Origin of the sequence: Ancylobacter sonchi, from assembly GCF_018390695.1 — a bacterium.
Classification (GTDB): domain Bacteria; phylum Pseudomonadota; class Alphaproteobacteria; order Rhizobiales; family Xanthobacteraceae; genus Ancylobacter; species Ancylobacter sonchi.
This window is the reverse complement of the sequence record NZ_JAHBGF010000010.1, coordinates 191,936-211,835: the sequence shown is the minus strand read 5'-3', so window position 1 is coordinate 211,835 and position 19,900 is coordinate 191,936. Positions and strand designations below refer to the sequence as shown.

General features: G+C 67.2%; 10 protein-coding genes. 6 read left to right on the top strand and 4 right to left on the bottom strand.

Annotated features, from left to right (window positions below):
- Positions 1–17 precede the first annotated feature (17 nt).
- Positions 18–893 (top strand): LysR family transcriptional regulator, encoded by an 876-nt coding sequence (locus KHC28_RS02415; protein WP_214006733.1) that lies wholly within the window; start codon positions 18–20, stop codon positions 891–893.
- A gap of 58 nt (positions 894–951) precedes the next feature.
- On the opposite strand, the gene KHC28_RS02410 is transcribed toward KHC28_RS02415, so the two are convergent.
- Positions 952–3,516: a M10 family metallopeptidase C-terminal domain-containing protein gene (locus KHC28_RS02410; protein ID WP_214006732.1), complete on the bottom strand. Its 2,565-nt coding sequence runs from the start codon at positions 3,514–3,516 to the stop codon at positions 952–954.
- Positions 3,517–3,859: 343 nt separating this feature from the next.
- A complete protein-coding gene (locus KHC28_RS27645) occupies positions 3,860–10,075 on the bottom strand; it encodes an autotransporter outer membrane beta-barrel domain-containing protein (protein ID WP_214006731.1) in 6,216 nt (2,071 codons plus the stop codon).
- Positions 10,076–10,446: 371 nt separating this feature from the next.
- Between KHC28_RS27645 and KHC28_RS02400 the strand changes: the two genes are divergently transcribed.
- A complete protein-coding gene (locus KHC28_RS02400; protein WP_214006730.1) occupies positions 10,447–11,544 on the top strand; it encodes a patatin-like phospholipase family protein in 1,098 nt (365 codons plus the stop codon).
- A gap of 198 nt (positions 11,545–11,742) precedes the next feature.
- Here the strand turns inward: KHC28_RS02400 and KHC28_RS02395 are convergent, their stop codons facing one another.
- Positions 11,743–12,801 carry an ABC transporter substrate-binding protein gene (locus tag KHC28_RS02395; protein WP_214006729.1) on the bottom strand — a complete coding sequence of 353 codons (1,059 nt, stop codon included), beginning with the start codon at positions 12,799–12,801 and terminating at the stop codon, positions 11,743–11,745.
- A 321-nt stretch (positions 12,802–13,122) separates the two neighbouring features.
- Between KHC28_RS02395 and KHC28_RS02390 the strand changes: the two genes are divergently transcribed.
- Positions 13,123–13,962, top strand: coding sequence for a TetR/AcrR family transcriptional regulator (locus KHC28_RS02390; protein ID WP_214006728.1), 840 nt, complete (start codon positions 13,123–13,125; stop codon positions 13,960–13,962).
- Positions 13,963–14,049: 87 nt separating this feature from the next.
- Here the strand turns inward: KHC28_RS02390 and KHC28_RS02385 are convergent, their stop codons facing one another.
- Positions 14,050–15,120: a Gfo/Idh/MocA family protein gene (locus KHC28_RS02385; RefSeq protein WP_214006727.1), complete on the bottom strand. Its 1,071-nt coding sequence runs from the start codon at positions 15,118–15,120 to the stop codon at positions 14,050–14,052.
- Positions 15,121–15,283: 163 nt separating this feature from the next.
- Between KHC28_RS02385 and KHC28_RS02380 the strand changes: the two genes are divergently transcribed.
- The 3 genes from KHC28_RS02380 (at position 15,284) to KHC28_RS02370 (ending at position 19,874) form a co-directional block, all read left to right on the top strand.
- Complete coding sequence (locus KHC28_RS02380; protein WP_214006726.1) at positions 15,284–16,960, top strand: thiamine pyrophosphate-binding protein; 1,677 nt, start codon at positions 15,284–15,286, stop codon at positions 16,958–16,960.
- Positions 16,961–17,075: 115 nt separating this feature from the next.
- Positions 17,076–18,116, top strand: coding sequence for a ketopantoate reductase family protein (locus tag KHC28_RS02375; protein ID WP_214006725.1), 1,041 nt, complete (start codon positions 17,076–17,078; stop codon positions 18,114–18,116).
- 66 nt (positions 18,117–18,182) lie between these two features.
- The gene (locus tag KHC28_RS02370) at positions 18,183–19,874 is read left to right on the top strand and encodes a thiamine pyrophosphate-binding protein (RefSeq protein WP_214006927.1); all 1,692 of its coding nucleotides are present in this window, start codon (positions 18,183–18,185) and stop codon (positions 19,872–19,874) included.
- Positions 19,875–19,900: the final 26 nt, after the last annotated feature.

The window sequence follows — 19,900 nt, the reverse complement described above, 5'->3', positions numbered from 1 at the left end:
CCATGGACCGGCGGGAAATGACAATCTTCACCACGGTGATGCGGCTTGGCTCGGTGACCGCGGCCGCCACCGCGCTCGGCATGGCCCAGCCCTCGGTGAGCAAGTCGATCGCGCTGATGGAGCATCGCCTCGGCTTCCGCCTGTTCGAACGGGTGCGCGGCCGGCTGATGCCGACGGCGGAGGCGGCGCTGGTGCTGGAGGAGGCCATGCGGATCGAGGAGGAGCTCTCCCGCTTCGACCGCTATCTCAACGATGTCCGGCATTTACGGACCGGTCAGCTGCGCGTGGCGGCGACGCCCGCCCTCGCCCTCAACCTGCTGCCGCCCGTCGCCAGGGCGATGCGCCGGGAATTGCCGGATTACGGCCTGGCGCTCGACATGCACCTCAACCACGAGATCCCCGGCCTTGTCGAGCGCGGGCAGTACGATGTCGGCCTGGCGGTAATCCCGACCGCCGACGAGCGGGAGGGGCTGTCGGTCATCCGCCGCGGACGGATCGTCTGCGTGCTGCCGGCGACGCATCCGCTGGCCGGACAGTCAGGCCAGTCAGGTGTGCAGTGGGAACAGATGGACCCCGCCGAACTGATCTACATCACCACCGACGCCCGGCTGGTGATGCTGCTCGCGGCGGGCATTCCCGACTTCCTCCATCGCCGGCAGTCGGCGACCGAAACTAACCGCTACTCCATCGCGATCCACCTCGTCCGTCAGGGGATGGGCATCACGCTGGTCGACGAGTTCACCATGATCGGTGCCGACCGGGAGGGGCTGGCCGTCCGCCCCTTCGAACCGGAGCTCGGCGTCTCTTTGGTGATGGCGCTGGGGGGGCGACGCATCGCCCGCAAGGCCGTCGAGCGCTTCATCGCCTCGATCCACGCCATGCTCGATGCCTAGGGGCGAGTCCGGCCCTGCCGTCGTCGGCGACCGACGACGGCAGGGCGGCTCGGCAACCTCAGGTGAACAGGAAGTTGCTCGTGGTCAGCTCGGTGAGCTTGGCGTTCTGCAGCACGATGCCGTCATGGCCGTCCCAGATCACCACATCGGTGCCGTTCTGGAACGCCGCCGTCAGCACCGCCCCGATCGACGGGAAGATGTCGCTGTCGAACACCACACGGTCCTCCGACACCTTCCAGTCGACGAAATAGTCGACCCCGCCGCCCTTCTCCAGGATCGCGTAATCGTAGCCGGCGCCGCCATAATAGGCGTCCCGGCCGGTGCCGCCGGTCATGTAGTCGTTGCCGTCCTCGCCGAACAGCCGGTCGCTGCCGACGTGGCCGTACAGGCTGTCCGACCCGCCGCCGCCATAGAGGTTGTTGTTCAGTTCATTGCCGGCGACAGTGTTATCCTTGCCGTTGCCGCCGGCATCGGTGGCGGTGCCGAACAGCACGATGTTCTCGAAATCGGCGTCGAGCCCGCGGCTCACCGAGGTCCACAGCGTATCGATGCCCTCGCCCGGCTTTTCGTAGACCACGTCGGAATAATTATCGACGATGTAGGTGTCGTAGCCGGAGCCACCGACCATGGCGTCCGCCCCGGTGCCGCCGTCGAGGTGATCATTGCCGGCATTGCCATACAGCGTGTCGGCCCCGGCATTGCCGTAGAGCGCGTTTTTATCCTGATTGCCGGTCATGATATTGGCCAGCGCATTGCCCCGTATCTCGATCTTGCCGTAGCCATCCTCGGCCTGGGCGTTCTCGACATTGGCGGTCAGCACATAGCCGCTCACCCGGACATAGACGAGATCCGTGCCCTCGCCGGCCGCCTCGACGACGACATCGCCGAGATTGTCGACCACATAGCTGTCATTGCCGGCAAGGCCGGTCATGGTATCGGCGCCGGCACTGCCGTTCAGCACATTGTTGGCGATGTTGCCGCGCAGCGTGTCGTTGCCGCTGCCGCCGATGGCGTTCTCGATCAGCGCGCGGGGATTATCGTTGTACAGATAGGAATTGTAGACGTTGCCGCGCGCCATGACGCCGTCGCCGAGCGAGGCGCGCTGCGCCTGCGAGAACAGGCTCGCCCCACCCGGCGATAGGTCAATGGTCATGTTGTCGGTGTAGTTCGAGAAGTCATAGGTGTCGTGACCACCGCCGTCCCACACCGTCAGGAAGATCGTGTCCGCGCCCGGGTGGATCGAAGCCCTCAAGTGCTGATCCACATACTGGCCGGCGGCCATCACCCTGACGCCGTTGACGAACATCGCCCCCGTCGAGTCCCATTTGTAGGTGGTGTTGATCGCGTTGGTGGTGTAATCCACGCCGTAAAGCTTTTGCAGCGCCTGGATGTCCAGCGCCATGAAGGTCTGCGGAAAGTCCCACTCGCCATTCGTGTAGTCGCCGGCCGGCCCGCCGGGATAGGAGCGCGCGCTCATCACCGTGTATTCGAGCGAATCCTTGTCCGCCGGCACCGCGACATCGGCGACCCCGCCGGCCTCGCTGGCCGATTTCAAGCCCAGCGCGCGGCCGACTCCCTGCAGGTAGACGAGGTAGGCGTAGCTGCCGACGCTGGGATAACGCAGATCGTCATCGGTGCCGTTCAGCGACGAGTTGAACGTGATGCTGCCGATGCTCGGCGGATAGGCGACATAGGACGGCTCGAAGCCGCTGGCATTCTGGAACTTTATGTCGCCGTCATTCGCATAGAAGTTCGCGTCTTCATCATGACCGACCGACGGCGAGCGCGTTATACTGGCGGCGACAAGACTGGTTACGCTTCCATAAACACCGTAATTCACCTCAGTCTGATCATAATATTCCCGAACAAGCGGGCCACGCAGCAGGGCGCTGGCAAGGACGCGCTGCTGATCGTCTACATAAATTCCGAAGCTGTAGGTTATTCCACCTATCCACTTCTCGCCGTCGATCAGCCCATCAATATAATCATCGCCGGTGGCCGCGACCGCAGCGACCCGATCGGGATGGGAACCGAGGGTCTCCAGCGTAAATTCTTTCCACTTACTCCCTTCAGCGTCCACGTCGTAAAATCTGAAATATTCAACGCCGGTAATCGTCGCCTTATAGCCATAATAAGACAGAAAAACTTGATCACCATACCGTACTATATCAAGCTTCTGAAAATTCACCTCAGAAATGTTTAAAACATCATAGCCACTCCCGCCATTAATCTGGAAGGTGCCGCTTTCCGAGGACACGTCTAATTGGTCGTCACCATCATCTCCGTTCAGAATAGCGGTCGTGGTCGACGATGTGCCGATGTCGTCGTTGCCGTTGCCACCATTGAAGGTGCCACTGGTGCCGGTCACGATATCGTCGCCGTCGCCACCATTGAAAACACCCCCGACATTCGGAAATCGGTCGGGATCGAGGGGAAATCCAGACAGAAAATCGTTGCCGCCGCCGCCATTGAACTCGCCGCCGATCCCGTCATTGGCGTAGATTCTGTCATCCTCGCCAAGTCCATTCAGCGTGACATTGTTGAAACCGCCCGAGTACAGCTCGTCGGCGTCTTCGGTGCCGTTCACGATTTCATTGTTGCTGGTAGCGACCTTGACTGCCATTGCACTCCCCCGAACCGCATCAATGCGCCCCCGGCGCCGTTTCGCGCCTTGGCATGCCCGTTCCGACCCGCGTCATCTCGGTGTTGCCCGCCATCAGGCACCTACAACGCGAGGGGAAACCTTCCTGCCGCGAAGCTAGACCAATTAACTGATCGATTAAGTGACGGAATGACAAGGTCTTCAAGAGCGACAGGATTGTTCGACGCGCATTATCGTCCTGCGCAGCGTCATGGACAGCACCGAATAGTCCGCATATCGAATTACGCTGCGGAATATATCCACGGTCTCCCGATACCCGCGCCCGCCGCACCGCGTGACCGACAGCGCAGGCCCCCTCCCGCGCTCAGAAATGATAGGCGAGGCGCAGGCTGCCGCTCTGCGCCTGGAAGGAATCGCCGGCTGAGAAGGCGTATTCCGCCCTCGCCTCGAAGCCGCCGGCCTTGTAGAGGGTAAGGCCCGCCATGACGGTGCCGATGACGGCCGGCATGTTCAGATAGGTCTCGAAGCTGCCGGTCTCGGCCGACGCCCCGGCGAAGCGCGCGCTCACCACGCGAGTGTCGTTCGAATTGAAGCTCACCCCGGCGCTCAGATAGGGGCGCAGGATCGCGTCATCCAGTGCGAAGCGGCCGCCGATCTCCAGCATGGGCGATAAGACCACGCTGGTGTAGTCGCCGCCCTGCACATCGAGTGCGTAGAGCGAGGCGCCCTGCTCCCGGTAGCCCGGCGCATTGGCATAGACGAAGTCGAGATCGGCATAGGGCCGGATGTACCAGTCCGGGAAGGTGAATTCGTAGCCCGCCCGCAGCCGGCCGGCGACGAGGGTCATGCTGCTGTCGCTGTCGAGCACCGCCGGCGCCATGCCGTCGACGGTCAGTTCGACGAGCCGGCTATTGTCGTAGCTGCCATGGGCGACCGCGAGCGAGCCGGCGAACAGCCAGGGCCCCGCCACATGCTTGACCGAGACGCTGCCGTCGACGGTGTAGCCGTCGCCGCTGGAACCGTTGTCGGAGGAGGACGAGGTCGGACCGGCGCCGAACGAGCCGCCGAGATACCAGCCGGGCGACAGCTCCTTCTGGGCGCCGAGCCGGTAGGTCACCTGCGAAACGTCGAAACCCTGAGTGTCGCGGGTCTGCGACTGGCTGAACCAGCTGCCGGTCACCTTGGCCCAGGCGCATTCGTCCTCGCCGAGCAGCGTCCCGGAGGTGACGAAGACCGGGCAGCTCAGCGCCGCCCCCAGCACCGTGCCGGCATTGCTCAGAAGCGCGGTGGCCTGCGCCTGCGACGCCTCCGGGGAGAGCGCCTTGAGCGCCGCGACATAGGAGCTGCCGTCGCCGATCTTCGAGAGGGCACCGAACAGCGGGGCGAAGAAGGTCGGCGAGCCGATGCCGTTCCAGCCATCGCCGAGATAGTCGGCAAGGGACGCTTCGGCAGGGCTCAGCGTCACGCCGGCCGGGGTGAAATCGGCGATGGGCTCCAGCCAGATCTGGTTGTCGTAGACGGCCACGCCCCAGTCGAACAGCAGCGAGGACGGCGCGCTGACATGCGCGTCGAGCGAGCCAGCGCCGAGGACCTGATAGGAACCGTACAGCAGGTTCTTCGCGTTGGGGACGATGGTGCCCAGCAGCTCGGCCTTGCCGTCGACGGTCAGCAGGTCGGCCTGCTGCACGGCGAGGGCGTCGATGTCCGCGGCCAGCGTGCCGGACGCCCCCTGCGTGTAGGAGCCGACGACCTGCGTGGTACCCACCGCCCCCTTGCCGGCGACATTGACCGTCCCGTCATTGACGAGCGACGCCAGGTTCATCTGCGTCCCGGTATTCAGCAGGCCGTAATTGGTGACGATGCCGAAGGACGCGCCGAGATTGATGCCGCCGGTGACGGTTCCGTAGTTGGTGACGCTGGTATAGCCGTCCGAGCCGACGATGGCCCAGCCATTCGCCCCGTCGACCGTGCCGAGCGAACCGCCGGCGCCGATCGTCACCTGATTGGCGGCGCTCCAGTCGGCCGAAGCGTAGCCGCCGCCGGAAAGCACGAGCCCGGCGACCGGCTGAAAAGCGGTGGCGCCGGTCAGGGTGCCGCCGAGCACGGTGCCGTCGATGGTGATGTCGATGGGTGGCGTCTGATAGCCGTTCTGGCTGGAGGCGACGCCGGTGCTCTGGGCGAGGATGCCGATGGAACCGGCGCCGGTGGCCTTGATCGACCCGCCGGCCGCGACGGTGACGGTCACCGCGCCGCCGGTTGCCGCGTGCTCGCCCTCCGAGATGCCGTAGATCTGCGCGCTGTTGCCGAAGACGAGGCTGTCATTCGCCGCGGAATTGGCGATGCCACCACCGCCGCCCACCGATTGCGCCACGACGCCATGGGCATTGGCGCCGGTAGTGGCGATGCCGCCGGCGACATTGACGGTGACGGCGCCGGCCGTGCCCACGCTGCCGGACGTGGTCAGCGTGTTGGAGACGAGCGCCTGCGCCGGCAGCGAAGGATCGCCGGCGAAGCCGCCGCCGCCATAAAGGCTTTGGGCGAGGATGCCCCAGGCGCCGGCGCCGGTGGTGGCAATGGCACCGGTGGCGGTCTCGGTGACGGTGACCGTCCCGGACGCCCCGCCATTGGCGCCCGGTGCCGCCTGCAGCTGCACCGACGCGGTGTTCCCGGCCGGCACGGTGACGAGACCGCCGCCACCGCCGATGCTCTGCGCGATCACGCCCATGCTGCGGGCACCGCTGGTGGACAGCGCCTCGTCGACGGTCACGATAACGTCGCCGCCCGCGCCGCTGGCCCCGGCGCCGCCGCCCATCTGGATGGTGTAGGAAGAGGCGTCGTTCCACGGCGCGAAGCTGCCGGTGAGGCCGGCGGTGTTGCCGTAGCACAGGGTGGTCGCGATGCCCCCTGCCGAGGCCTCGGTGGAATTGGTGCAGCCGGCGCTGCCGAGGCCGCCGCCGCCGCCGACCGATTGCGCGACGATGCCGTGCGCGTCGTCGCCGAGCGTCGTCACCGGGCCGGTGCTGACGGTGACGGCGCTGCCGTCGCCCCCGGCCGAACCTTTGCCGTTCCAGTCGCCGCCGATGCCGAGGGTGGTGGTATTGTTGACGCTGCCTTCCGCGCCCACGCCGCCTCCGCCGCCGACGGACTGGGCGAGGATGCCGACGGCGCCGTAGCCGGCGGTGAGCACGGTGCCGAAACCCTGGACCGTCACCGTGCCGCCCTGCCCGGCCGCGCCGCCGCTGCCGCCGACCGACACGATCGCCGAATAGGTGCCGGACTTGCCGCCGTCCGGCCCGCCGGCCACCGAGTTCGCCGCCGACGTCGCCGCGCCGCCGGTGCCGCCGCCGCCGCCGATGCTCTGGGCGAGGATGCCGTAGGCGCGTTCGCCGAGGGTGGTGATGCCGCCGGTATTGGTGACCTGCACGGTGCCGCCGTCGCCGCCCGTGCCGCCCGTGCCGCCGATCGTGACGGAGCCGATGTAGCTGTTGCTCGGCGCGTTTAGCAGATCCTCGATCTGGAACAGCGTCGAGATAGTGGCCGCGGCGTCCGAGGAGCCGGCAGCGCCACCGCCGCCACCGATGGACTGGGCGAGGATGCCCACCGCGTCGCCGCCGGTGGTGTAGGCGCCGCCATTGCCCTCGACCAGCTGGCCGGTGGCGATGGTGCCCTCATTGGTCACGGTGACCGTCTGGGCATAGGCGCCGGTGCCGCCCGCCCCGCCGACCGACACGTTCATCACGACGTTGTCGCCGCTGCCCGCCGCCGTACCGCCGCCCGCATTGCCGCCGCCGCCGCCGATCGACTGGGCGAGGATGCCCTGCGAGCCCGAGCCGTAGGTCTGGACGAGGCTGCCGGCGGTGTTCTCGACCGCCACCGTCCCGCCGGTGCCGCCGTCGCCGCCGGTGCCGCCCACCCCGATGGTCGCGTCGATCGCGGTGCCGGTGTCGCCACCGAGATTGGGGCTGCTGACGCTGCCATTGCCGGCGCCGCCATTGCCGCCGCCGCCGCCGATCGACTGGGCGAGGATGCCGGCCGCGTTGTCGCCTTCGGTCGTGACCGTGCCGGCGCAACGCGCGCCGCACGGATCGTTCGGGTTGCCATTGGTCACGCTGACCGCCGCGCCGTCGCCGCCGGCACCGCCCTTGCCGCCGACCGCGACGCTGATCTTGACGTTGGGAAGCGCCCCTTCGATCGAGCGCGCGAAGGCACTGGCATCGGCGCCATTGCCGCCGCCACCGCCGACGCTCTGGGCGAGAATGCCGATGGAGCCGTCGCCCTGGGTGGAAACCTTGCCGATATTGCTCACCGTGGCGGCGCCGCCCGCCCCGCCGGCACCGCCGGTGCCGCCGACGCTGGTGTCGATGGAGACGGTCGGCAGATCGGAGGCCGGCAGCGCTTCCGAGCGCGACAGGGCCGAACCGCCATTGCCGCCGCCGCCACCGACGCTCTGGGCGAGGATGCCGACGGAATCGAGCCCGGTGGTCGCATAGGTCGCCTGGGTTCCGGTGACGGTGACCGCGCCGCCGGCGCCGCCATTGCTCGCGTCGCCGCCGATGGCGGTGGTGACAACCAGGCTGACACCGGTCGAATAGACCGCCGCCGCGCCGCCGGTGCCTCCGCCCCCGCCGACAGACTGCGCCAGCAGGGCCGGCGCATGGGCGCCGGAGGTGCCGATCGAGCTGTCGGTGACCGTGATGTCGATCACGCCGCCCGCCCCGCCGCCACTGCCAGTGCCGCCAATGGCCGTGCTCACCGGCGCGACGAGCGAATAGCTCTTGGCGTAGCCGCCATTGCCACCACCGCCGCCGACCGACTGGGCACCGACGCCTGCCGCGAAATCGCCGGCGGTCTGCACGGTGGAGGATTGCAGGGTGACGTCCACCTCGCCGCCGTCGCCTGACGCGCCGCCGGCGCCGCCGACCGCGGCCCACAGGCCGGACGCATTGGCACCATTGCCGCCGCCGCCGCCGATGCTCTGGGCGAGGATGCCGAAGGCGCCGTCGCCCGAGGTGCCGATGGAGCCGCCGAGCTTCTCGACCTCGACCTGGCCGCCATTGCCGCCGGCGCCGCCATTGGTGCCGACGGCGACCACGCCATGAGTGCCCGTCGCCGTGCCGCCGCCGCCGCCGACGCTCTCGGCGAGTATGCCGATGGCGGCGGTGCCGGTGGTGACGATGGTGCCGGTGTCGGTGATCTCCACCGTATTGCCGGCGGCGCCGGTGCCGGCGGCGGTGCCGCCGAGCAGGCTGAGCAGTCCGGGGCCGCTGTCCATCACCCCGCCCGCGCCGCCAAGGCTGAGGCCGAGTATGCCGATGGCACCTATGCCGCTGGTGGTGATCGTCGCGGAGTTGGTGACGGTCACTGTTCCCGGCGAGCCCGCTCCCGGACCGACCTGCCCCACCTGGTCGATCACATAGGTGCCGTCCACCAGCATGACCTGTCCGGCACCGCGCCCGCCCGTCGCGCTGATCGCGGCGATGCCGACCGAGACGTCGCCCGCCGTGGTGATGGTCGCCTGGTTGTTCACCTGCACGTCGCCGGCATTGCCGGGCGGGGCGTAGTCGGTGGGTTTGGCGTTCTCGCCGTTTTCCTGGAGGCTGTCCGGCGGCTGCTGGGAGGTCGTCGAATTGCCGCCGGTGCTCAAGGCGAGGATGCCGATGCCCAGCTCGCCCGATGTGTTGATCGTGACGTCGGATTGGGTGGTGACGGTGACGTCGGCGCCGTCGCCGTTCTGGTGGCCGCCGTAGGTGCCGTTGTCGGCGTACCAGGACAGGCCGCCGACGCTCGCCGCGAAAACCCCGATCGACGCGTCGCCGGACACGTCAATCCGCGCGCCCGAAGAGAGCGTCACATAGACATTGCCGGCATCGCCGCCCGACACCGAATATTTGCTGTCGGTCGCCCCCGACGCGCCGCCGGCCGACAGCGCGTAGATGCCATAGGCGTTGTCGGCGCCCTGCCCGTTGATCGTGCCGGCGAAGTTGACGGTCACGGTCCCCGCATCGCCACCCGGCCCGAGATCGTGGGTGGCGTCATAGGTGTAGCCGGCGCCCTGCCCGCCGGCGCTGAGGGCGTAGATGCCCGCGACGTTCGGGCCGAGATCGATCACCGTGTCCGCATTGGCGGTGACGGTGACCGCCCCCGCCGTGCCGCCGGCGCCGGCGGCGTTGCCGGGCGCGACATTGCCGCAGCCGCCCAGCGACTGCGCCCAGACCGCCGCGCTCTGCGGCACGGCGAGCCCGCCCGGGCCCTGCACCGCGGCCGTACCGGCGGCCGGCGCGGAAATCGTGCCGTCGGCGGTGATGGTCACCGCGCCGGCATTCCCGCCCTGCACCCCGCCATTGGCGCCAAGGGACTGCGCATACACCGTCGCGTTCGCATCGCTGGCGGCGGTACCGGAGGTGACCGTGATCCCTTCGGTATTGATGCCGTAGCGGGCGCTGCCCTCCACGAGACACGTCACGGACTGGATGACCTGGGCATGGCCGGGCGTCGGGGAAGCCAGCAGGGTGGCGGCGGGCAGCACCAGGGCAAGACAGGGCCCGCTCGCGCGCACGGCCCCAAAGCGCACACGTCCCACGGCGAACGCTCCCCTTCGTTCCCGCCGAGCTCGCGGCAGGAACCCGCCGATGCGGTTCGGATCGACCCCGCCGATCCACGATACTTCGCTCACTAAGGTCTAAAGGGCGCGGCGGCCCCCCGCAATTGCAAAAGTACCGTCGGGGACAGGCCGCGCGGCCTGACCCACCCTCCCGGCAGAACCGGCCCTGTCGGCTCATCGCCGATGGGTCGCCCCGCTGGCGCGCCGTCAACGGCGAATTGAAGCCGCTTTCCCTATTGCTTAGGTACTATAGGGCGCGTCACAGGGCGGGAAGCGATGGGCATCCCGGCCGGCACCGCACCTCGCGAGGCCGGGCCCCGCGCGCACTGCACCACCAGCCAGACAACGGTATGACGATGTTTTCTCGCAGAAATCTCATCAAGGGCGCCACCGGCATCGCGGCGGCCGCCGCACTGCCGGCCACGAGGCAGGCCTCGGCGGCGGAGGCGGACGTCGCCACCACGGAGCCGGCCCAGATGGCGGCCGCCATCTCCGACGCGCTGTTCGATGGCGACGGCCTCGCCCGGCCGGTGCCGGACACGCCGACCGTCTCCAGCCTGGCGAGCGGCCTCGATCGCACGCTCGTGCTCGGCGGCGGCGGCGAATACTATGTCGCCTGGTATTGCGGCTTCTTCCACGGCCTGCTCGAACAGGGCGTCGACCCGGCCATCGCGGACATGGTCGTCGGTACCTCGGCGGGGTCCTATATGGGCTCCTCGCTGCTGTCCGGCCGCTTCCTGCAAATGCGCACCGAGTTCAACTTTTTCGGCCATTTCCCCGGCCTCTTCGCCAAGCTCGCCCCGGTGGCGGCGCCCAATGCCAGCCAGAAGCGGGCGCAGGAGATCAATTTCCGCGTCAAGGATGGCAACCCGGACACCATCCGGACGATCGGCCACGCCGCCCTCGCCGCCGACAACCATCTCAACGGCGACGGCGTCGGGCGCCTGGCCTGGCTGCTCACCGGCGACAGCCGTACCGGCTGGCCGACGCCGAAAATGTTCACCACCTCCAACGACTGCTACACCGGCGAGCGGCTGGTGGTGCACCAGGACGTGGCGAACAAGAACGGCATTCCGCTCGCGCACGCCGCCGCGGCCAGTTCGTCGCTGCCCGGCCTGATCGGCCCGACGCTGCTGGGGCAGCGCTACTGCATGGACGGGGGCATCTCCAAGACCTGGGCCCACACCGACCTCGTCGCCGGCTCCAAGCGCGCGATCGTCGTCACGCTCACCAACGGCTATGAGGGCAGCCTGCTCACCGGCATTCCCCACGACATCCATAAGGAAATCGCCGCGCTGGAGGCTACCGGCACCAAGGCGATGCTCATCATCGCCGGCACGCCGCCCGGCGTGAGCCTGCTCGACCCCAAGCAGATCGAGCCCGCCCTGCACGCCGGCTATGAGCGGTCGAAGATCGAGGCGCCGAAGATACGCGCCTTCTGGGCCTAGATGTTCGCGCGGTCGAAGTCGCCGACCTCGCCATGAGGCGCTTCGGGCAGGATCTCGTCCTGGCCCGAAGCGCCGGCTAAACGCACCGGATGCGATCCGGCCTGCTCAGAGCTCGAAACGGGAGAAACGTTTCGAGCGTTCCGGGCAAGAGCTTTTACCGACGGGCACAGCCCGCTTGAGGCGGGACTGCCGATCTCGCTACCGGCCCGAGGGGAAGCCCCAATCGGTAACGATGGCCTTGCTCGCCTTGCTTTGCGCGGCACCGTCCGATTCCCAGCCCGCCCAATAGGGCTCGGCACCGGCGGCCTTCACATATTGATAGGCGTCGGTGCCCGGCTGCAGCGGGTTGCTCTGGCCGAAAGCGTCATACGCCTTGGCCCCGTCGGTCGCCATGTAGGCGGCAAGCAGGATGGCGGAGTTCGGCGACTTGCCGCCCTTGAGCACCGCGAACGCCTCTCCCACCTGGAACGGGAAGAGCTTGGGCACGATGACGCCAAGCGGCGCGTTGGGATCGCTGCGCAGGATGGTCTTGATCGCGTGATACTGGATGCCGCACAGCATGGAGTATTCGCCTGCCGCGAGCAGAGAGACCGCCGAGTTGGTGGTCGACAGCCACACCGGGTTATTTTCCTTCAGTGCCTTGTGATAGGCATCGCCCTTCTCGGGGCCCCATTTGATGTATTGCTGAACGAAGGGCAGCGGGCGGGAATAGAGGCCGACCTTGTTCTTCCATTTGGGATCGAGACAATCGTCCCAATCCTTCGGCGCCTCGGCTTCCGAGACCAGCTTCTTGTTGTAGGCGAGCACGAACTGGTTCATGCCCGTGCCGAGGAAATAGCCTTTGGGACTGACCACCGCGGGATCGATCTGCGGAAAGAGCCGGGTCCACTCCACGGCCTCGATCGCGCCGGAATTGATGAACTTGTCACGCAATTCGCCGGACACGTTGACGAGGTCGGTGGAGACGCGGCCGGACAGCGCCTCGTTGAGAATGCGCTCGCGATCGTCGAGGCCGCTGACGAATTCGAGATCGAAGTCGAGGCCGTATTTTTCCTTGAAGCCGCGCTTGGTGTCGTCGACGATCTCACCGCGCCAGGTCGTCGCGATGTGAAGCGGCGGCTCCTTCTTCGCCAGGGCGATGATTTCCTCGACGGTCCCGCCGATTTTCGCCTGGCCACCGGAAACCGAGCCCAGGAGGGCGGCGAGCGCGACCAGGCACGACAGGGCGCCGGGCTTCGCGACACAAGAGATTCCCATTGATTTCTCCCTAAGATGTCCGGACATCGGCTTCCACAGACACATGGGCACGATGCCGCCTTGACCGGCGCTCGCTCGGAGGCGATGGATTTGGCGCTGCCGGTGGCCTTTTCTTGATGTTATTCTCGTATATGATTTAAACGAACGTGTAAATAATGAAATGTCCGGACGTTGCCGGGAACGCCTTGAAGCGAGCAGCTTCCTCGACGTTGCCGCAGGCGCGAAGCCGTGCACGTCTTGGGTCGCGCAGCGCGAACTCATTGACCCGAGTGGCGGGAGCGGGTTAGTATTATTCATACGTTTGTTTTAAGAGATTGATGGATGGCAACGGTCCGCAAGCAGGCAAGCAACCCCGGCGCGGCGACACGCGAGCGGATACTCGACGCGGCGCGCGACCTGTTCGCCGAACACGGCGTGCAGGCGGTGAGCCTTCGCGAGCTGACCAGCCATGCCGGGGTCAATCTCGCGGCGATCCACTATCATTTCGGCTCGAAGGAAGCCCTGCTCGCCGAGCTGTTTGCCCGGAGCTCCCAGCCGATCGTCCAGTGGCGCCTGGAACTCCTCGCCAAGGTCCGCCGCGAGCCGGACGGCCGCCCCGTCCTGGAAGACGTGCTCGAGGCCTTCCTGCGCCCGGCGCTTTCCTCCGGACGGCGGCAGAACGCCACCTTCGTTCGGCTGCGGGCCCGCCTCGCACTGGAGCGGAACGAGGCGACGCGGCGGATACTGCGCGACACGTTCGACGAATCCAGCCAGGAGGTGCTCGCGGCCATCGCCGAGGCCCTGCCCGACCTGCCCGAGCTGGAACTCTACTGGCGGTTTCACTTCCTGATCGGCTCAATGTTCTACACGATGGCGGATTCCGGTCGCATCCAGTCGCTGTCCGGCGGCAAATGCGATCCGGGCAATGTCGAGGAAGTGCTGGCGAGGCTTGTACCGATCTTCGCCAATGTCTTTCGCGAAGGGCGTAACGCGGCACCGGTTGCCGCGCCGCAGGCGCTGCCGGAGCCCACGGCCGCAATCAACGCGGCGGGAAAGCCGAGCCCGGCCAAGCCGCGCAAGGCCAAGCCGAGCGAGGCGAAACCGAGCGAGACCAAATCGGGTGAGGCCAAGTCGGGTGAGGCCAAGTCGAGCAAGACCCGACGGCCGGCCCGCACCCCCTAGCGCGCATCACCGGCCAGGACCGCCCCTTCCCGCCGGCGCGAAGCGAAGCGCCGGCAGGATCCCTGTCCGGCGCCCGCTCCACTCCCTTCAGGCGAGGCTCACCACGTCGCGCGTCCGGGCGGCCTCCTCGATCGCGGCGGTGAGCCGAAGCGTCGTGCGCGCCTGCTCGGCCGTCGAATGCGGGCACGGCGAACCGGTCGCCAGGTGATCGAGCCAGGAACGCGTCTCCTCGCCCAGCGGCCCCCAGAAGCCGCCGAGCGCCTTGTTTCCCGAGGCGTTGCTGGTCATCAGCCCATGCTCCATCTTGTGGCCGACATAGCCGTGGGTGACACCCTCCTCGCTGTGGATGATGTTCTCCTGGTGATCCTGGTCGAAGAACGCCACGCCCTTGTCACCGAGGATCTCGACCCGGACCAGCCGGCCATGGGTCGGGTAGTTGGCCGGCAGCGCATAGCCGACGCCGAAATTGATGATGGCCCCATTGGCGTAGGTGACGATCGCCCAGGTGGATTCGTCGGCGTCGTAGCCGAGCGCGCGATAGGCGACGCCATGCGCGCGCGCGACGACCTCGACCGGCTGGGTATCTTCCATGTACCAGCCGAACAGGTCGACCAGGTAGGTCAGCGCATCCTTGACGAAGGTCGCGTCGGCCGAGCGCTTGATGATCTCGATGCCGTGCGCCTTGGTGTTGTAGAGCCGGCTGGTGCCGGAGACGATGCGCCCGAGCTTGCCGTCCAGCACATGCTGCTTGCCCACGAGATAGCTGCGGTTGAACCGCAGGCTGTAGGCGACGTGTAAGCTGGCGCCGTTGTGCCGCGAGGCGGCGATCATCCGGTCGGCGTCCGCCACGGTGAGCGCGATGGGCTTCTCGACGAGAACCGGCTTGCCGAGCTCCAGCGCCTGGATCGCGGGGATCGCGTGCTCCGGCTCGCTGGTCGACACGATCACGGCATTCACCCGCTCGTCCCGAATGATGTCGTAATTGTCCGTCGAAGCGCGATCCGCGCCGGTACCGCCGCACACGGTCCGGGCACGCTCCTCCTTGATGTCCGACACGGCGACATAGTCGACAGCGGGATGAGCCACCGCCATTCCCGCCCGCAGCGCGCCCATGCGCCCCGCCCCGACGATGGCCACACCCAATTGGTTTCGACGCATGGCGGCTCCTCCCGAACCAGAAATGAGTTATTCGTTTGAAATATTCGTTGCAAACGAACGAATGATCGATCTATATCCGTGCCATGCGGTGACCGCAAGCTGAGATCCGGCATCAGATCGGAAGGGCACCGCCACCCCGGAAACGCATGGAGAAGCCCGGCCAATGGCAAAGCTGACAGGCGCACAGGCCCTCGCGCAGATGCTGGACGGATACGGCATCACCCATATCTTCATGGTGCCGGCCATCCTGCGCCGGACCATGGCCGAGCTCGAATCCCGCACCTCCATCAAGCGGCTGCACGTTCATGGCGAGGCCTCGGCGGCCTACATGGCGGATGGCTATGCGCGCGCGGCGCGCCGCCCCGCCCTCTGCATGGCGCAGGTCATCGGCGCTCATAACCTCGCTGCCGGGCTGCGCGATGCCTACCTCGCCCATGCCCCGGTCATCGCGATGACCGGCGGCAGGGATGCGGCGACCAAGTTCCGCAAGGTGTACCAGGAGGTCGACGACATACCCTCCTTCGAATCCGTCACCAAGCTCAACGCCACCATCGACGATGCCCGGCGCATTCCCGACATGCTGCGGCAGGCCTTCCGCGCCGCGGTCAGCGGCACACCCGGACCGGTCCACCTGCAATTTCGCGGCAATGAAGGCCAGGTGGACCAGGACGAACTCGACGCGGATCTCTATGTGGAACCGGAATTCGCGGCCGTGCCGCCGTTTCGCCCGCGTCCCGATCCGCAAGCCGTCAAGCAGGCCCTGCAGGTCCTGCAGGCCGCCGAGCGGCCGGTGATCGTGGCCGGCGGCGGCGTGCGCGCCTCGGGGGCCGGCGCCGAACTCGTCGCGCTCGCCGACAAGCTCGCCATCCCCGTGGCGACCTCGCTGAACGGCAAGGACACGATCCCCGGCACGCACGAACTGTCCGTCGGCGTGGTCGGAACCTATTCGCGCGGCTCGGCGAACCGGGTCGTCAAGGAGGCGGACCTCGTCTGCTACATCGGCAGCGAGACCGGCAGCATGACCACCGCCTTCTGGCAGGTGCCGAAGTTCGGCACGCCGGCGGTGCAGATCGACATCAACCCGGAAAGCCTCGGCCGGAACTACAAGCTGCAAGCGTCCGTTCTGGCGGATGCGAAGATGGCGCTGCAGGCGTTGCTCGACCTCGCCGAGGCGGGGACCGCGGCACGGCGCAAGGACTGGCTCGCGCATGTCGCCCGGATCAAGGGCGAGTGGCGGGCCGAATATGACGGCTTGCTGTCCTCCGATGCGGTGCCGATCCGTCCCGAACGCATCTGCGACGAGCTCACGCGGCACATGCCGGACGACGCCGTGGTGGTGGTCGACACCGGCCATGGCGGCATGTGGATGGGCGGCATGTTCGATCTGCGCAGCCCGCGGCAGAGCTATATCCGCAGCGCCGGCCACCTTGGATGGGCCTTCCCGGCCGGTCTCGGCGCCAAATGCGCGCATCCGGACCGCCCGGTGGTGACGTTCACCGGCGATGCGGGCTTCTGGTACCACATTGCCGAGGTCGAGACGGCGGTACGCTGGGGCATCAACAGCGTCACCGTGGTCAACAATAACCGCGCCGGCAACCAGTCCATGCGGGGCTTCGACCGCGCCTATGGCGGCAAGCAGACCGACAAGGCGCGCGAGCTCTGGACCTTTACCGACGTGAACTTCGCGCGGCTGGCGGACAACATGGGAGCGCTCGGCCTGCGGGTGGACAGGCCGGCCGACTTCGCGCCGGCCCTCGAGAAGGCCCTCGCGGCGAACCGGCCGGTCGTCATCGACTGCGCGACCGACCTCGAAGCCGTGGCCCCCGCGGCGATCGTCTGATTAGCCGTCGCATCGGCGGGCGAAGCTGTGCCATGACTTCGCACGCAGACAAAACTTCGCATGCAGACAAAACTTCGCACGCCAAACAAAAACAGACGAATAGCGGGAGGAAGCGATGACGACGAAGATCGCGGTGCTCGGCTCCGGCGCCAATGGCAGCTGCCTCGCCGCCGACCTGGCGAATGCCGGCCTCGACGTGGTCCTGATCGATCAATGGCCGGCCCATGTGGAGGCCATCCGCGCCAACGGCCTTCACGTCACGATGCGGCAGGGAGAAATCCGGGCGAGACTGCCCGCGCACCACCTGTGCGACCTGGCGTCGATGCGCACGCGTTTCGACGTCGTCTTCCTGGTCACCAAGATCTACGACACGCGCTGGCATGCCGAGCTGATCAAGCCCTATCTCAACGAGGACGGCTTCCTGATCGGCGCCCAGAACGGCATGACGGCGCAGATGATCGCCGACATCGTGGGTCCATCGCGCACGCTCGGCTGTGCCGTGGAGCTCTCCTCGGCCTGCTTCGTGCCGGGAGAGATCAAGCGCAACACCGCGCCGGACCGGACATGGTTCGGCCTGGGCAGCTTCCATCCCGCGACGGTCGGGCGGGAGGCTGTCGTCGCCGACGTGCTGCGCCACGCGGGCAAGGTCGAGATGGTGGAGGACATTCTCTCGGCCAAATACATGAAACTCGTGCTGAACTCGATGACGCTGGGCACGATGGCCATGACCGGCGGGGAGCTGACCGACGCCCAGCCCGCCGGCATGAACGAGCTGATGATGCAGCTCGGCTCGGAGGCGCTCGCGGTCGGCGACAAGCTCGGGCACGCCATCGTGCCGATCTTCGGCCTGACGCGCCAGGACATGGAAGGCAGCAACAACCTGCTGACCAAGCTGATCGACAAGATCAACCACGACATCGGGCCGGGACGCGGCCCGAACACGACGCTGCAGGACCACATGAAGGGGCGCCTCAGCGAGGTGGACATGATCAACGGCCTCGTCGTCGAGCAGGGCGAGCGGTTCGGCATCGCCACGCCGGCGAACAGGGCGATGGTCGACGTCACCCACCGCATCCATGCCGGGCTGCTCAAGCCCGATCCGTCGAACCTCGGCGTCGCGCTGGAACTCGCGGGAGTCGTGCCGGCGCCCGTGTGACCTGTCGTCTGCGTGCCGGCCGGCGGCCGGCTTCCGTATCGCCCTCGCGCAAGGATATGGACTGCAATGAAGAACGATGTCCCCGGCTACGAACTACTGGCCAGAGCCTATTATGCCGAAGGCGTGCGCGCCCATTTCACGCTCATGGGCGATGGCAACATGCATTGGGCCATCGCCCTTTCTGAGCGGGAGGGCGTGCAGACCATCCATGCACGCCACGAACACTGTGCCTGCGGCATGGCGATCGGCTACGCCATCGCCACCGGCGAGGTCGGCGTCGCCTCCGTCACGCTCGGGCCGGGCTTCACCCAGACGATGACGGCGCTGACGACCGCTGCGCGCGCGCATGTGCCGATGGTGCTCTTCACCGGGGAAATCCCGGTCAATCCCGAAAACGCCAAATGGTACAATCAGGGAATGGAACAGGCCCCGCTCGCCCTGGCGACCGGCGCCGAGTACATCTCGGCCCGCAGCGCGGGTCGCCTGCTGCCCAGCGTGCGTGAGGCGTTCTACAAGGCGCGCACCGAACGCAAACCCGTCGTTCTCGGGGTGCCGTTCGACCTGCAGAAGCAGCGCATGCCGGTGCAGGACTATCGGCCCTCCACGGAGTTCCTTCCGAGGCTTCATCCCCTCCCCCCGGCCACCGCAGCCATTGCGGAGGTGGTGGACCGCATCCGCTCCTCCCAGCATCCGATCATCATAGCCGGGCGCGGCGTGGTCTCCTCGGATGCCGGCGACGCGGTGCGCACCCTCGCGGAACGGTCGGGAGCCCTGCTGTCCACGACATTGCCGGCGCGCGGCCTGTTCGACGACGATCCCTTCAACCTGGGGATCGCCGGCGGCTTCTCCGGCCCGGCGGCGCGCGAAGAGTTCGGCCGCGCGGATCTCGTCATCGCCATCGGCGCGAGCCTGACGTCCTACACGGCCGATGGGGGATCCCTGTTTCCCAATGCCTTCGTCGTCCAGATCGACGCGAACCCCGTCGGGCTGAAGGATGGCGTGGCCGCCGCCGACTTCTATGTCCGCGCCGATGCGCGCGAGGCGATAGCGGCCATCTGCGCCGCGCTCGATCGCGACGACCGGCGGAGCAATTCGGCAGCCAGCGAGCCGCGCGCGCGCACCGGCGACGTCGCAACCCGCATCCAGGAGGGTTCAACCCGCCGCGACACCTACCCGGCTGTCGCGGGAACGGTGGATCCTCGGGACTTCATCTCGGAATTCGACGATGTCCTGCCCAAGGACTGGGACATTGTGAGCGGCACCGGGCACTGCGCCTATTTCCACTCGCAGATGAAGCACCGGCGACCGGAGAACTATCACGTCATTCGCGAGTTCGGCGCGATCGGCAACGGGCTTTCGATGGCGATCGGCGTGGCCGTCGCCAAGGGGACCGACCGCATCGTGCTGATCGAAGGCGATGGCAGCCTGATCATGCACATCCAGGAGCTGGAAACGATCAAGCGCCAGGGCATCAAGATGCTGATCTGCGTGCTGAACGACGGCGCCTATGGCGCGGAGATCCACAAGCTCCGGGCCGAGGGCATCGATGAAAGCTCGGCCGTCTTCGGGCGTACCGATTTCGCCGCCATCGCGAAGGGGTTCGGCCTGCGCGGGCAGACCGTCTCGTCCGTCGGACAGCTTGCCGATTTGTTCGCCGCCTATGAAAAGCAGGACGAGGCGGAGATATGGAACGTGCACATTTCCGACCGGGTGCTCGCGCCGATCATGCAACGGCTCGTGTCGCGCGGCCTGAGATGAGCGTATTGACGTCGTGGCGCGCCGCG